The sequence below is a fragment of the Halorubrum rutilum genome, assembly GCF_024494565.1.
In genome coordinates, this window is record NZ_JANHDN010000008.1 from 55,204 (window position 1) to 69,186 (window position 13,983).

The following is a 13,983-nucleotide window of genomic DNA, read 5'->3' on the forward strand; positions in this document are numbered from 1 at the left end:
GGCAGCCGCGAGGCCGCAGCAGGCGTTCACGAGAGCTTTGCTCTCGTGAGCCAATCAGAACGCGAAGCGTTCTGATGACGACGTAAGCACCGCAGGGAGCGAACGAAGTGAGCGACCGAGGAGCACAGCGAGCGTACTGCGGCCTCGCGGCTGGGGCTTTGGAGGCGTGCTTCGCTGTTCGAGAGCTAATTATATATAGCCGAGCGGCTGGGGCTTTGGAGGTGGTTTTCGCTGGTCTGCTAGCGACTATTTACAAGAAATCGACGTATCAGTCGCTTGTATCAGCGTCCGTCTCGAAGACGACCCACTCGGGGTGGGTGTCGGGCTCGTCGGGAAGGTACGTCCCCTCGTTGCCGCACTCCGTGACGAGCCGGCAGGTCGAGCGCTCGGGCGGCCAGACGGCCTCGACGCGCTCGCCGTCAACGCGTTCGCCCCCGGCGTCCGCCCCGTCGCCGCCCGTCACCCGGACCGTCACCTCCTGCCGATAGGTGTACGTCGCGCCTGCGGGGTCGACGAGCGTCACCGTCACGGCGACCACGTCGCCGTCGGGGTCGAAGGGGACCGGCGCGCTCGCGTTCGCGTCGCCGCCCGCCGTCGCCGCGCCGGGCAGCCGGACCCCCGCCGGCGTCACCGCCCAGTCGACCGCGAGCGACGCACCGGGGTCCGACACGGTGTAGGAGGCGCGCTCCGGGCCGCCGGCCGCGCCCCGCCGCGGGTCGACGCGGACTCGGGCGCGGGCGACGCGGTCCGGGACGCCGACGGTCGCCTCGGCGTCGATCCGCTCTCCGGACCGCCGGTCGAGCGACTCCAGCTTCGGCGTGACGCGGGCGTCCGGGTCCGCGGTCCAGACGCCGTGATAGCCGTAGCGGTAGAGCGTCCGGTCGGGGTAGGCGTCGAGCACCGCGAAGTTCTCCTCCGGGTCGCGGTCGAGCGCGTAGACGACCTCGCCGTCGAGCCCGGGGCCGTTCCGGAGGTACTGGAACGGGTGGTTCTGCCACTCGCCGTACGGCGTGGGGACGAACACCAGCCCGTCCTCGAACGTCGTCTCGTCGAACGGGGCGTACGCGGCCTCGTGTTTCGCGTCGATCTCGGCGTTCCGCTCGATCGGCTCCGCGGCCGCGTCCGCGGCGGCGACACCGGCGACGACGACCGCGCTCGCGACGGCCAGCGCGAGCGCGACGCGGGCGACCCGGGGAGAGCCGATCCGCGCCCCGGCCGCCGAGGCGGTCAGCCGGTCGCGGACGACGGGCAGCGCCCGGGCCACGGCGGCGACGCCGAGCCCGCCGAAGGCCGACAGCGGGACCAGCAGGTCGAAGTGGTAGAACGGACCGAACAGCGACGCGAGCCCGTCGGTCGGGTCCGAGAGGTCGGCGAGCGCGTTGTGCGTCCCCCAGAAGTACAGGTTCCCGACGACGACCGAGACCGCGACCCCGACGAGGAGGAGGGCGGCCGTCCGCCGGAAGGCGGGGGAGCCGGAGGCGTCGACGGTCCCGTCCCCGCCGTCGGCGGCCGGCTCGGCCCGGCGCGGATCGCCGCGCGCCAGCCATCGTCGGAGCGCGACCCCGCCGCCCGCGAGCGCCGCGAGCGTCCCGAGCGGGCCGGCGGCGAACCACCGCGTCGCGACCTCCTGGAGCGCGTACCGGTTCGACTCCAGCGCCAGCCCGAGCGTGTAGTCGACCGAGTGGCCGAGGATGCGCCGCTCGCCGAACCCGGGGCCGTCCATCGGCGCGAACACCTGGTACGGGAAGACGAGCGGCGACCCCGTCATCCGGGCGTTGTACGCGAGCGTGACGCCGACGAACAGGGTGCCGAACAGCGCCGTCAGCCCGTGGCGACGGATCGGGTCGGGAAGTCCGCGGGACCCGCCGACCGGGAGCGCACGGCGGCCGAGGGCCGCGAGCGCGCGCGGCGCCGACCGCTCCGTCTCGGCGCCGAAGCGACGGACCGCCGATCCCACCCGCCACAGCGCGTGGCCGATGAACGGCGCGGCGAACAGCACCGCGGTGTACGGCCGCGAGAAGAAGGCGATCCCGATCGCGACGCCCGCGACCCCCGCGGCCGCGAGCGACCGGTCCCGGACGCTCCGGAGGTACGCGACCGCGAAGACCAGGTTGAAGAACGTCGTCGGCGCGTACGGGAGGAACGCCGACGACGTCGCGATCGCCATCGGCGACGCGGCGAAAAGCACCGCGGCCGCGAGCCCGGCGCGGCGGCCGAACGTCAGCGAGCCGAGCAGGTAGACGAGGGCGGCGTTGCCGGCGGCGACCGCCGCGAGCGTCACGCGCGGCTCGCCGAACAGCCCCATCGAGACCGCGAACATCGCGGCCGGGACGGGGTTGTACTTCGGGTAGAGCCGCCCGCCGTCCTCGATGAAGAACCACGGGTGAACGGCGTCCGCGAGCGGCCCGGCGTGGAACTCCAGCTGCCCGCCGAGCAGGAGCGCGGCCTGCGTGAGGTAGACGCCCTCGTCGTGGTTCGCCGAGTGGTGCGAGAAGACGGTGGCGGCGATCGCGAACGTCAGGACGCCGGCGGCGACGGAGACGAGCGCCGCGGCGAGCGTCGCCCGGTCGGCGCGGGCGAGCCGCTCGCGGAGACGCGTCGCGAGCCGGCGGGGACGAGCGAACGGGGGAAGCACGGCCACGGGCGGCGGGTGAGCTCAGATCTCGACGCCGGCCTCGCGCATGAGGTCGATCGTCGGTTCGAGGTTCGACAGCTCCGAGAGGTCGATGTCCGGGACGTCGAGCTCGTCGATCGTCGGGAGGTCGCCGATGGGTTCGACGTCGGGGATCAGCGGGTACTCGAAGGTGGACCGCGCGAAGTAGTCCTGCGCCTCCGCCGACAGCAGGTGGCGCACGAAGTTCGCGGCGAGGTCGGCGTCGGCGGCGCTGTCGACGACCGCGGCGCCGGCGACGTTGAAGACGGCGCCCGCGTCGCCCTCGGTGAACGAGGTGGCGATCGGCGCCTCCGGGTTCCCGTCGAGCACGCGCTGGATGTAGTAGTGGTTCGTGAACGCGGCGTCGATCTCGCCGTCGGCGATCTCCTGGCAGGTGACGAACTCGTCCGGGTACGTCGCGGCGCCGCGCTCGACCATCGCCTCGAGCCACTCGCGGGTGGCCTCCTCGCCCTCGAGGAGCCGCATCGCGGTGATGAACGCCTGCGCGGAGCCGTACGACGGCGCCCAGCCGAGGTCGCCCTCAAACTCGTCGGGGTACGCCATGATGTCGTCCGGCAGGTCCTCCTCGGAGAACTCGTCGGTGTTGTACGGGACCGTCCGGGCCCGCCCGGAGGTGCCGACCCACTGCTCCGTGCGGAACTCCTCGCGGACCAGCTCGGCGATGTCGTCCGGGAGCGCCTGCGTGCGCCCCTCGTCGGCCAGCGCGCCGAGCGCGCCGGCGTTGACCGAGTAGAACACGTCGGCCGGCGATCCCTCGCCCTCGTTGGCGATCTGGTTGACGAGGTCGGTGGACCCGCCGTACCGGACGGTCAGGTCGAGGTCGTCGTACAGGCCGTCGATGTAGCTGACGAGCTCGCCGACGAGGAACTCCCCTCGGCCGGAGTAGACGGTGAGCTCGCCCTCCAGCGGGGGCATCTCGGCCATCGGCGTGCCGCCGGGGGCGTCGCGCCCCGCGCGGCCGGAGCCGATCTGGCCGACGGCCCCGCCGCCGGCGCCGCCGTCGCCCCCGTCGTCGGTCTCGTTACAGCCGGCGAGACCGGCGATACCGACTCCCCCCGCCGCCGCGAGGAACTTCCGTCGTCGCACGTTTCGCCCGCCGATGTCGCGTTCGTCGGATTCGTGGTTCGTCATGTGTTTTAGGCTTACCTAAACAGTTTTAATCGTGTCGGTTCAGTCGTCCGCGACCGCCGGCGTCCGCCGGATCCCGTCGAGGCAGTCGAGCCAGTCGCGCATGTACTCCCCGCAGTGGTTGAGGAACGCGCCGTTGTTCCACTCGGAGAAGTCGCCCTCGGCGAGCGCGTCGGCCATCTCCCCGAAGACGGCCGCGTACGAGTCGGCGTCGGCGCCCGCCTCGTCGATGACCTCCCAGACGTGCTCGTTCAGCTCCAGCCCGGCCACCTCGTTCGCGAGGTCGTCGAACGTCGAGCGCGGGGCCTTGTTGTGTTCGCACAGCGGGTCGCCGTTGTAGATCCGCTTGCCGAGCACGTCGCAGGCGCGTTTTAAGAACAGACCCGACCAGATGTCGTCGAAGCGGCCCACGTCCCACTCGTTGTCGTCCATCGGGAGCTGGTAGAACGCCGGGATCACCTCGCGGCGGAACGCGAGGTTCATCGAGCAGACGGTGAGGTAGTCGCCGCGCGCGGCGACGAAGTCCTCGCCGAAGTCGTCGGCGGTCGTGCGGGTCTGCGCCTGGCCCTCCAGGTCGCCGTCCATCAGGATCCGGACCGCGTCGAGGTCGGGGACGTTCGTCCACAGGCCCTGCGAGGCGACGACCTCCCCGGCCTCGACCTCGACGGCGTCGGTCTCGACCGTCTCGTCCATCGCCGAGTACGGGTAGCCGCGCGGGTAGAGCCCGTGCTCGTCGGCGTTGTCGTAGAGGACGTTCACCCAGTTCTCGTCCGAGCTCACGCGCTCGATCGAACCGCCGAACGCGAGGTTCTCCATGTGGCGGCCGAAGTAGTCGACGTCGTCGTGCGGGAGCGTGTCGTCGTCGATGAACACGCCGTAGTCGAACGAGTCGTCGGCCCACATGTACAGCAGGCCGAAGCTCGTCTCGGCGTGGCTCGCGGCCGGGACGACGTGGCCGTACTCCGCGACCCCGTTGGTCTCGTACCACTCCTCGCGGCGCGTCCCGTCGAACACATCGCCGGAGACGTCGAGGTCGTCAAGCATGGCGCGCATCTCGTCGACGTCACAGAAGTCCTTGGTGACGAGGACGAAGTGGAGCCGCGAGACGTCGAACCCGTGGTCGCGGGCGTTGGCGACGTACTCGCGGAGGCACTCGTACTCTCGGATCGTGGGGACGATCACGCAGATGTCCCCGCTCGCGGCGTCTGGGCGGCGTTCTTCCATACTCCGAGGTTTTTAGGCTAACCTAAAAGTCTGACGGTCCGGGACCCGACGACTCGGCTTCCGCGCTCGCGTCCGGCGCCGCGTCGCCGCGCGCCCCGCCCGTCCCGGGCTCGCCGGCGACGCTCCCCCCGTCGGCCTTCACCGAGGGGTTCGGCTCGCCGTCCGACGCGGGGCCGGCCGTCGGCGAGAGGCCGAGCGCGAGCGCGGCGACGCCGCCGCCCGCGAGCGTGACGGCGTTCTTCAGCGCGTGGTCGAGGATCGCCGCCGCGAGCGCCGTCTCGACCGGGAGCCCCGTCGCGCTCACGACGAGGCCGGTGAACGCGGCCTCGTACAGCCCGATCCCGCCCTGCGAGAGGGGGAGCACCTTCGCGAGGTTGCCGACGCTGACCGCGAGCGTCCCGACGACGAACAGGGTCGGCGTCGGGACGGCCCCCCCGATCCCCCCGGTGAGCGCGGCGAGCACGAGCACCGCCGTGAGGACGTCGAGCGCCCAGACGAGGACGCTCCACAGGAACACCGCACCGAGGCGGCGGGGGTCGGCGGCGACGACCCGGACGGACGCCCCGAACCGGACGAGGGCGTCGACGGCGTCCGAGAGGCGCGGGCGGTCGGTCTCCGAGCGCGCGAGCCGGTCGCGGAGGGCGGGTCCGAACCGCCGGTCGCTCCGGGCGACCGCAACGGTCGCGACCGACGCGGCCGCGGCGACCGCGGCGATACCGCCGGCGGCCGCGAGCGCGGTCGACGGCGCGACGGCCCCCACCGAGTCACCCGAACCGGGCGATCGCCCGGTGAGGAGCAGGAGCGCGAGCCCGGTCCCGCCGAGGACGCCGATCGCCACGAGGTCGAAGGCGCGCTCGACGGCGAGCGAGGCGACGCCGGTCGGGTACGGGACGTCCCGCCGCTCCTTGAGCAGGTACGCGCGGACACCGTCACCGGCGCGCGCGGGGATCGCGAGGTTCGCGGTCTGGCTGGCGAAGACGGTCGCGGTGAGGAACCCGGTCCGGCAGCGGCGGCCCATGGCCGCGAGCACGTCGCCGTACCGCCGCCCCCTGACCGGCCACGAGAGCAGGTAGACGCCGGTCGCGACGGCGAGGAGCGTCGGGTCGGCCGTCGCCATCGCCGCGACGGCCGCGTCCGCGTCGAGGCCGCGCGCGACGAACGCCGCGCCGACCCCGAGGACGAGGAGCGTTCCGACGAGGGTGAGGCGCTCGCGGGAGACGCCGGCCCGGAGTCGGGCCCGGAGCCCGGCTGGGGTCACGGTCGCGACCCCTCGCTGCGGACCGGACGCGGCCGGCCCGCCGTCGCTCCGAGACGACGGCGTTCGAGGCGCGGTTCGACGGTCATACGTTGATTTAGGTCACCCTAAAACATATAACGCTGACGGTTCGGGACACGGGCTCCCGGCGGCGACGCGGCCGCGCTTAAGTCGGTCCGACGCGAACGGGAGACCGATGCGCGCGACCCTCGAAACCCTCGCGGCCGCCGCGCTCGTCGGGATCGCGCAGGGCGCGCTCCGGCTCGTCGGCCTCGCGGGGCTCCTCGCGCTGTCGACCCCGCTGTCGGCGGCGCCCTGGACGGTCCTCACCAGCGTGTACGCGCACGGGTCGATCGGCCACCTGCTGGCGAACGGGCTCGTCCTGCTGCTCGTCGGCCCCCTCGTCGAGCGCCGGACGACCCGGCTCCGCTTCCACGCGTTCGTGGCGACGACCGGGGCGCTCGCCGGGATCGCGCAGGTGACGCTCGGCGGGCTGTTCGGCCCGCCGACGGCGGTGTTGGGCCTGAGCGGCGCGGTGTTCGCGCTCGGCGGCTACCTCCTCGCCGGCAACGTGGTGACCGCGACCCTGTTCGACCGGCTGCGGCTCCCGCCGCGCGCGCAGTTCGCGCTGTTCGGGCTCGCCGCCGTCGCGCTCACCGCGACGACCGCCGCGCCCGGCGTCGCGCTGATCGCCCACGCCGTCGGCGCGTTCTGCGGCCTCGTCGCGGGCCGGGTCGGACTGCTGGACGTGCGGTGAGAAACGGGAGGCGAAGCGCGGCGCCGCCGCTGGCGGCGGGAATAAAACGGAGAGAGCGAGGGACGCCCTAGCGCTTAGTCTTCGAGAACGATCTCGATGCTGACGTCGTTCGGCACTTGGACGCGCATGAGCTGGCGGAGCGCGCGCTCGTCGGCGTCGATGTCGATCAGCCGCTTGTGGACGCGCATCTCCCAGTGCTCCCACGTCGCCGTCCCCTCACCGTCCGGGGACTTTCGCGACGGGATCTCCAGCGTCTTCGTCGGCAGCGGGATCGGGCCCGACAGGGCGACCCCCGTCGAGTCCGCGATCTCGCGGACGTCGTCGCAGATGTCGTCGAGGTCCTCGGGGCTCGTGCCGGCGAGGCGGACGCGTGCCTGCTGCATCGATTATCGCTCGTTGACTTCGAGCACCTTGCCGGCCGCGATGGTCTGGCCCATGTCGCGGATGGCGAAGCTGCCGAGCTCCGGGATCTCGCCGGAGGGCTCGATGCTGAGCGGTTTCTGGGGGCGCACGGTGACGACCGCGGCGTCGCCGGACTTGATGAAGTCCGGGTTCTCCTCGGCGACCTCACCGGACGAGGGATCGATCTTCTGGTTGATCTCCTCGATCGTACAGGCGACCTGCGCCGTGTGGGCGTGGAAGACCGGGGTGTAGCCGGCCGTGATGACCGACGGGTGCTGCATGACGACGACCTGCGCCTTGAACGTCTCGGCGACGCTCGGCGGGTCGTCGGCGGGGCCGCAGACGTCCCCGCGGCGGATGTCGTCCTTGCCGATGCCGCGGACGTTGAACCCGACGTTGTCGCCAGGCTCGGCCTTGGGCACCTCCTCGTGGTGCATCTCGACCGTCTTCACCTCGCCGCCCACGTCGGACGGCTGGAAGGAGACGTTGTCGCCGGTGTTGAGGACTCCGGTCTCGACGCGTCCCACGGGGACGGTCCCGATGCCGGAGATGGTGTAGACGTCCTGGATGGGGAGTCGGAGCGGCGCGTCCGTCGGCGGCTCGGACTCCGGCAGGTCGTTGAGCGACTCCAGCAGGGTGGGGCCGTCGTACCACGGCGTGTTGTCGGAGGGCTCGGCGACGTTGTCGCCCTCGAACGCGGAGATCGGCACGAAGGTCGTGTCGTCGGTCGCGAAGCGGACCTGGTTGAGCAGGTCCTCGACCTCGCCGATGACCTCCTTGTAGGTGGACTCCTGGTAGTCGACCAGGTCCATCTTGTTGACGCCGATGATGAGCTCGTTGATCCCCAACGTGCGGGCCAGGAACACGTGCTCTCGGGTCTGGGGCGCGACGCCGTCGTCGGCCGCGACGACGAGCACCGCGTTGTCGGCCTGCGAGGCGCCCGTGATCATGTTCTTCACGAAGTCACGGTGGCCCGGGCAGTCGACGATGGTGAAGTAGTAGTTGTCCGTGTCGAACTCCTGGTGGGCGATGTCGATCGTGACGCCGCGCTCGCGCTCCTCGGCGAGGTTGTCCATCACGTAGGCGAACTCGAAGCCGCCCTTGCCCTTCTCTTCGGCTTCCTCGCGGTGCTGCTCGATTACGTGCTCGGGGACGCTCCCCGTCTCGAAGAGGAGGCGACCCACGAGCGTGCTCTTGCCGTGGTCGACGTGGCCGATGATGGCCAGGTTCTGGTGCGGTTTGTCACTCATGGGGTAATCACGCGCTAAGGCGCTCTGTGAGTAAGTTTCGGTAGATTCCACTAAAACGGTTTCGATACGGCTCACAGAGTTTCGCGCCGCGGTCCGGCGATTCTCGACAACGCGGGGCACGGCACAGCGGCGCACGGGCGGGGGCGCGGTCGGCGTCACCGGTGGGGCTGCGGTCGACGTCGCCGCGACGCGGTCCGGGCCGAGGGCGACCTACTCCAACCGCCCGACGTCGCCGAGCACCGCGCTCGCGGTCTCCGGCCCGCCGGCGCCCCGGCCCGAGATGTTGAGCCGGCCGGCGTGCTCGGTCTCGATCTGGACGATGTTCTGCGTGCCGGAGACCGCGAGCGTCCCGTTCTCGGGGACGAGCCGCGGCGCGACGCGGACCGTCTCGCCCGTCGCCTCGCCGATGAGCCGGACCGTCCGGCCGTCCTCGGCCGCGAGCCGCAGCGCCGAGCCGGGGACGTCGCGGATCCCGGAGACGTCGGCGTCGTCGAGCGTGAACTCCCGGGCGGCGGCCGGGTCGTCGGCCGCGCCGAACGAGAGCACGTTCGCGAGGATGACGCACTTCAGCGCCGCGTCGGTCCCGTCGACGTCGAACGAGGGGTCCGCCTCGGCGACGCCGAGGTCCTGCGCCTCCGCGAGCACGTGCTCGTAGTCGAGCCCCTCGGCGGCCATCCGCGTGAGGATGAAGTTCGCCGTCCCGTTGAGCACCCCCCGGACCGCCGTGACGTGTCCGGGCTCGATGTCCTCGACGGTCGAGACCGCCGGGATGGCGCCGCCGACGGTCGCCTCGAACCGGATCTCGCCCGCGCTGTCGGCGACGGCCCGCCGCAGGTCGCCGAACCGCTCCGCGACCGGGCCCTTGTTCGCGAGCACGGCGTGGCGGTCGCGCTCCAGCGCGCGGGTCACGTGCGAGAAGCCGGGCTCGGCGTCGCCGAGCGTCGTCGGCGTCGCCTCGACGAGGACGTCGTAGTCGGCCGCCAGCGCGTCCTCGGGGTCGCCGTCGCCGACGATCCCGCGCTCCGCCTTGCGGGCCACCACGGCGTCGGGGTCGACGCCGACGCCCCGGCCGCCCGTCCCGTCGGCGACGGTCGCCGACGCGGAGTCCGCGACCGCGACGACCTCGTGGCCGTGTTCGCCCGCGAGCTCGACGACGGAGCGTCCGACCGCGCCCGCCCCGATAACGGCGAGTCTCACGCCTCCACCCCCGTGAGCGGCTCGACGAGCCGCAGCTCCTTCTCCTCGGCCAGCTCCCGGACCGCCGCGAGCGCGGCCTCCGTCTCGCCGGCGCGGGCCTCCAGGCGGAGCCGGGCGCTCGACGCCTCCTCGGTGCCCTGCGGCGCCGCGAGCGACACGTCGGCGACCGACGCCGACTCGCAGGCCTCGATCCGCGAGAGCGTGTCGGAGAGGTCGGTGTCGATGAGGTGGCCGAACAGGAGGAGGGTCACCTCCTCGGCGTACCGCTCCGTCCCCGCCTGCATCACGTTCACGCCCTCGGTCCGGAGCGCCTCGACGATCCCCTCGAACCGCTCCTGGGTCGCCTCGAAGTCGACCTCGACCGGGATCCGACCGCGCGGGGTCTTGTTCCCCCGCTCGTGGTAGATCGAGAGGAGGTTGCCCCCGTTGTCGGCGATCGGCCGGAGGGCGGCGAGCAGCTGGCCCGGCTCGTCGACGAGTTCGAGCCGCACCGTGTGCGTCGACGGCGTCGCCGAGGCGTGCCCGCCGTCGGGGCTGGCGTCCTCGTCGTCCGCCGCCTCCTCGGGGACCCCGTCGCGGGCGTCGCTCACGCGGCCACCTCCGCGAGGCCGGCGGAGTCGGCGTCCGCGACCGTCGAGGGCGGTGCGACCGGCGGTGTGGTCGCGGTTCGGCACGGTCCTGTCGGCGACGCGGAGCGGTCGCTTGCTGGCTCCGTCGCGGTGCGCCGAGCGGGAGTCGTGCCCGTCTGCATACCAGAAGGAAGTCGGGGGATCGGGTATAAGCCTTCGGCGATGGCAGGCGTTGCCTCGCTCGTCGGCGTGTGAACTCACGGCACGGAAAGCGGCGGGGGTGGTCCGACGGGGAGCGGCACATTTCGACGGAGCGCGCGGGCGCAGCGTGTGTTACGGCCCTCGAAGCGGGCAAAAGACATTTTCCACCGCCCGCGGTACCGTCCGCAGCGATGCCCTCCACCGACAGGCGAACGGCCCTGAGATACGTCGCGCTCGCGATGACGGGACTGATCGGGGCGGACCTGGCGATGGAAACGGTCGGATCACCGGACGAACCGCCCTCGTGGGGCCCTCCCGTCGAGGGCGGGCACGGGGACTGGGCGATCATCGACCGGGACACCGATCGGTTCGACGGCGAGGCGGTCGACGCGACCCTCGTGTTGACGGTGCAGGGACCGAACGACGGCTCCGACCGGTTCGACGACGACGGGACCCGCGTCGTCAGCTACGAGGCGACCGTGGACGACGAAAACCGGGAGTGGAACTACGTCCTCGGCCGACCGCGCCTCTCGCTCCGCCTCGGACTGGACGGAGACGGTGCGGGGACGGTCTTCTTCTCGAACGCCAACGCGTACGGGGACACGCCGGACGACGACGTGGCCGGACACAGCGAGATCAGCCACGCGTTCGACGCCGGGAGCGGCCGAGGGGCCGTGAATCCGCTCCAGAACTACTCGAGGTCCGCCGACGGCGACGGGACCGAAGTGGACGCGACCATGGAGTCGAGCGTCACCGTTCCGGTAGTGAAGACGTGGCTGCGAGGGGTCGGCGGCCGGATCGAGACCGGGACCTTCGGTGCGAGATCACGGAGACGGTCACCTTCGTCGGGTGACTGCAACCGCGAGGATCCGCGCCGGATTCGAGGGGCGAGCGCTATCGATTACGGGGAGACGCCGCAAAACGGAAGACAGCTAAACCGAGGCAGACCGCGGACCGCGTCGTCGACTTAGAAGTAGTCGATCGACGACGGCAGTTCGAGCTTCATCCCCTTGCGCTCGCGGATCTCCATGATCTTCTCGCGCTGGAGGTTGTCGACGAGGACGCGGAAGCCCGCGTTCTCGGTGTTCCACGAGGCGCGGCCCTCGGTGGCCGAGCGGATGTCGGAGGAGAAGCCGATCATCTCCTCGACGGGCGCGATGCCCTCGACGACCATCAGGTCGCCCTCCTGATACATGTCGTCGACGCGGCCGCGGCGGCCCTGGATCTCGCCGGACGCGGCGCCCATGTGCTCCGAGGGCACGTCGATCCGGACGTCCTGAATCGGCTCCAGCAGGCGGACCTCGCCGTCGATCAGCGCGCGGTGGACCGCGTCGCGGACGGCGGGGATGACCTGCGCGGGCCCGCGGTGGATGGTGTCCTCGTGGAGCTTCGCGTCGTGCAGCCGGAACAGCGACCCCTGGACCGGCTCGGCGGCGAGCGGCCCGTCGTCGAGCGCCTCTTGGAGCCCTTCGAGGACGAGCTCCATCGTCTCGTTGAGGTGCTGGATCCCCTTCGTGTCGTCGATGAGGATGTTGGTCCGGTGGATGTCCTCGACGTTCTGGGAGGTGTCCTTGTCCATGCCGGCCTCCTGGAGCGCCTCCCGGCGCTCAAGCTCGGGCATGTCCATCGAGACCTCGCCGAGCTGGATGGCGTCGACGATCTCCTGGGCCATCGGCTCGACCGTGAGGTAGAACTTGTTGTGGCGGTTCGGCGACTGCCCCTCGACCTCGCGGGACGCCTCCTGGGGCTGCTCGCGGAAGACGACGATCGGCTCGCCGGTGATGACCGGGATGCCCTGGTTGTCGCGGATCCGCTGGGTGATCACTTCGAGGTGGAGCTCGCCCTGCCCGCTGATGAGGTGCTCGCCCGTGTCCTCGTTGATCTCGATCTGGATCGTCGGGTCCTCCTTGGCGACCTGCTGGAGCGTCTCGATGAGCTTCGGCAGGTCGTCCATGTTCTGGGCCTCGACGGACTTCGTGATGACCGGCTCGGAGATGTGCTCGATCGACTCGAACGGCGTCATCTCGACCGAGGAGACGGTGGAGCCGGCGATGGCGTCGCGCAGTCCGGTGACGGACGCGATGTTCCCCGCCGGGACGCGGTCCACCTCCTCGCGCTCGGACCCCATGAACAGGCCGACGCTCTGGATCCGGTTCTTCCCGGCCGTGCCGGAGACGTACAGCTCCTGGCCCTTCTCCAGCGTGCCGGAGAAGACGCGACCCGTCGCGATCTCGCCCGCGTGCGGGTCCATGGAGATGTCGGTGACCATGAAGACGACCTCGCCGTCCTCGTCGACCAGTCGCATCGTGTCGGCCAGCTCGCTGTCCGCGTCGCCGCGCCAGATGCGCGGGACGCGGCGGGGCTGGGCGTCGACCGGGTTCGGGAAGTGCTCGCAGACCATGTCGAGCACGACGTCCGAGAGCGGCGTCCGCTCGTGGAGCTCGTCGCGCTTGTCGGCCCGTTCGAGCTCCATGATGTCGCCGAAGTCCATGCCGGTCCGCTGCATCGACGGCATCGAGACGCCCCACTTGTACAGCGCGGAGCCGAACCCGACCGTGCCGTCCTCGACGGAGACGGTCCAGTCCTCGGGGATGTCGTCCATGTTCTCGGCCATCCCGCGGATGAGCTCGTTGACGTCGGCGATGACCGACATCAGCCGCTCCTGCATCTCCTGGGGCCCCTCCTGGAGCTCCGAGATGAGGCGGTCGACCTTGTTGATGAACAGCGCCGGCTTCACGCCCTCGCGGAGCGCCTGGCGGAGCACCGTCTCGGTCTGGGGCATGGCGCCCTCGACGGCGTCGACGACCACCAGCGCGCCGTCGACCGCGCGCATGGCGCGGGTGACGTCGCCCCCGAAGTCGACGTGGCCCGGCGTGTCGATGAGGTTGACGAGGTGGTTGGTGTCGCCGTACTCGTGGGTCATCGAGACGTTCGCCGCGTCGATGGTGATCCCCCGCTCCTGTTCGTCCTCCTTCGTGTCCATCGCGAGCTGCTCGCCCGCGGTGTCCTGGGAGATCATGCCGGCGCCGGCCAGCAGGTTGTCGGAGAGCGTCGTCTTCCCGTGGTCGACGTGGGCGGCGATGGCGATGTTCCGGATGTTCCCCGGCGTGTCCATCAGCCGCTCGCACTCTTGAACGATCTTCTTGCGTCGGCCCATTATACCGCTTGTTACCGATAGCAGGGTCAAAAGGGTAGTGTTTCTCCGCGGCCGTTTCGGCGCGGATCGCCCCGATCACCGGCGATTTCGTGCCGATCGGTCGCACGGTCCGACGGGGACCACCGAGGCGGACGACCGCCGTTGCGCGGCGGCCGTCTCCACGCGGATT

General features: G+C 71.4%; 11 protein-coding genes. 2 read left to right on the forward strand and 9 right to left on the reverse strand.

Features of this window, described 5'->3' with window-relative positions:
• Window positions 1-268: 268 nt before the first annotated feature.
• The 4 genes from NO900_RS15235 to NO900_RS15250 are packed head-to-tail and all read right to left on the reverse strand — an operon-like array spanning window position 269 to window position 6,284.
• Window positions 269-2,641: a DUF7846 domain-containing protein gene (locus NO900_RS15235; protein ID WP_256409889.1), complete on the reverse strand. Its 2,373-nt coding sequence runs from the start codon at window positions 2,639-2,641 to the stop codon at window positions 269-271.
• Window positions 2,642-2,656: 15 nt separating this feature from the next.
• Entirely contained in the window at window positions 2,657-3,805 is a 1,149-nt protein-coding gene (locus tag NO900_RS15240) for an extracellular solute-binding protein (RefSeq protein WP_256409890.1), read from the reverse strand.
• A gap of 39 nt (window positions 3,806-3,844) precedes the next feature.
• Window positions 3,845-5,026, reverse strand: a complete 1,182-nt coding sequence (locus tag NO900_RS15245) for an alpha-1 4-glucan-protein synthase (RefSeq protein ID WP_256409891.1) — start codon at window positions 5,024-5,026, stop codon at window positions 3,845-3,847.
• A gap of 22 nt (window positions 5,027-5,048) precedes the next feature.
• Window positions 5,049-6,284 (reverse strand): lysylphosphatidylglycerol synthase transmembrane domain-containing protein, encoded by a 1,236-nt coding sequence (locus NO900_RS15250; protein WP_256409892.1) that lies wholly within the window; start codon window positions 6,282-6,284, stop codon window positions 5,049-5,051.
• Between the two features lie 193 nt (window positions 6,285-6,477).
• Between NO900_RS15250 and NO900_RS15255 the strand changes: the two genes are divergently transcribed.
• Entirely contained in the window at window positions 6,478-7,038 is a 561-nt protein-coding gene (locus tag NO900_RS15255; RefSeq protein WP_256409893.1) for a rhomboid family intramembrane serine protease, read from the forward strand.
• A gap of 74 nt (window positions 7,039-7,112) precedes the next feature.
• Here NO900_RS15255 and rpsJ read toward each other — a convergent pair whose 3' ends face one another.
• The 4 genes from rpsJ to NO900_RS15275 form a co-directional block, all read right to left on the reverse strand.
• Complete coding sequence (rpsJ, locus tag NO900_RS15260) at window positions 7,113-7,421, reverse strand: 30S ribosomal protein S10 (RefSeq protein WP_004048854.1); 309 nt, start codon at window positions 7,419-7,421, stop codon at window positions 7,113-7,115.
• Between the two features lie 3 nt (window positions 7,422-7,424).
• Entirely contained in the window at window positions 7,425-8,690 is a 1,266-nt protein-coding gene (gene tuf, locus NO900_RS15265; protein WP_256409894.1) for a translation elongation factor EF-1 subunit alpha, read from the reverse strand.
• A 210-nt stretch (window positions 8,691-8,900) separates the two neighbouring features.
• Complete coding sequence (locus tag NO900_RS15270; protein ID WP_256409895.1) at window positions 8,901-9,887, reverse strand: homoserine dehydrogenase; 987 nt, start codon at window positions 9,885-9,887, stop codon at window positions 8,901-8,903.
• Window positions 9,884-10,477, reverse strand: a complete 594-nt coding sequence (locus tag NO900_RS15275) for an amino acid-binding protein (protein WP_256409896.1) — start codon at window positions 10,475-10,477, stop codon at window positions 9,884-9,886. Before NO900_RS15275 ends, NO900_RS15270 begins: the two co-directional genes overlap by 4 nt.
• A 371-nt stretch (window positions 10,478-10,848) precedes the next feature.
• Here NO900_RS15275 and NO900_RS15280 point away from each other — a divergent pair, with 371 nt between their 5' ends.
• A complete protein-coding gene (locus NO900_RS15280; RefSeq protein WP_256409897.1) occupies window positions 10,849-11,628 on the forward strand; it encodes a hypothetical protein in 780 nt (259 codons plus the stop codon).
• Here the strand turns inward: NO900_RS15280 and NO900_RS15285 are convergent.
• Complete coding sequence (locus NO900_RS15285; RefSeq protein ID WP_256409898.1) at window positions 11,625-13,814, reverse strand: elongation factor EF-2; 2,190 nt, start codon at window positions 13,812-13,814, stop codon at window positions 11,625-11,627. The two genes, NO900_RS15280 and NO900_RS15285, sit on opposite strands and share 4 nt — an antisense overlap.
• Between the last annotated feature and the right edge of the window lie 169 nt (window positions 13,815-13,983).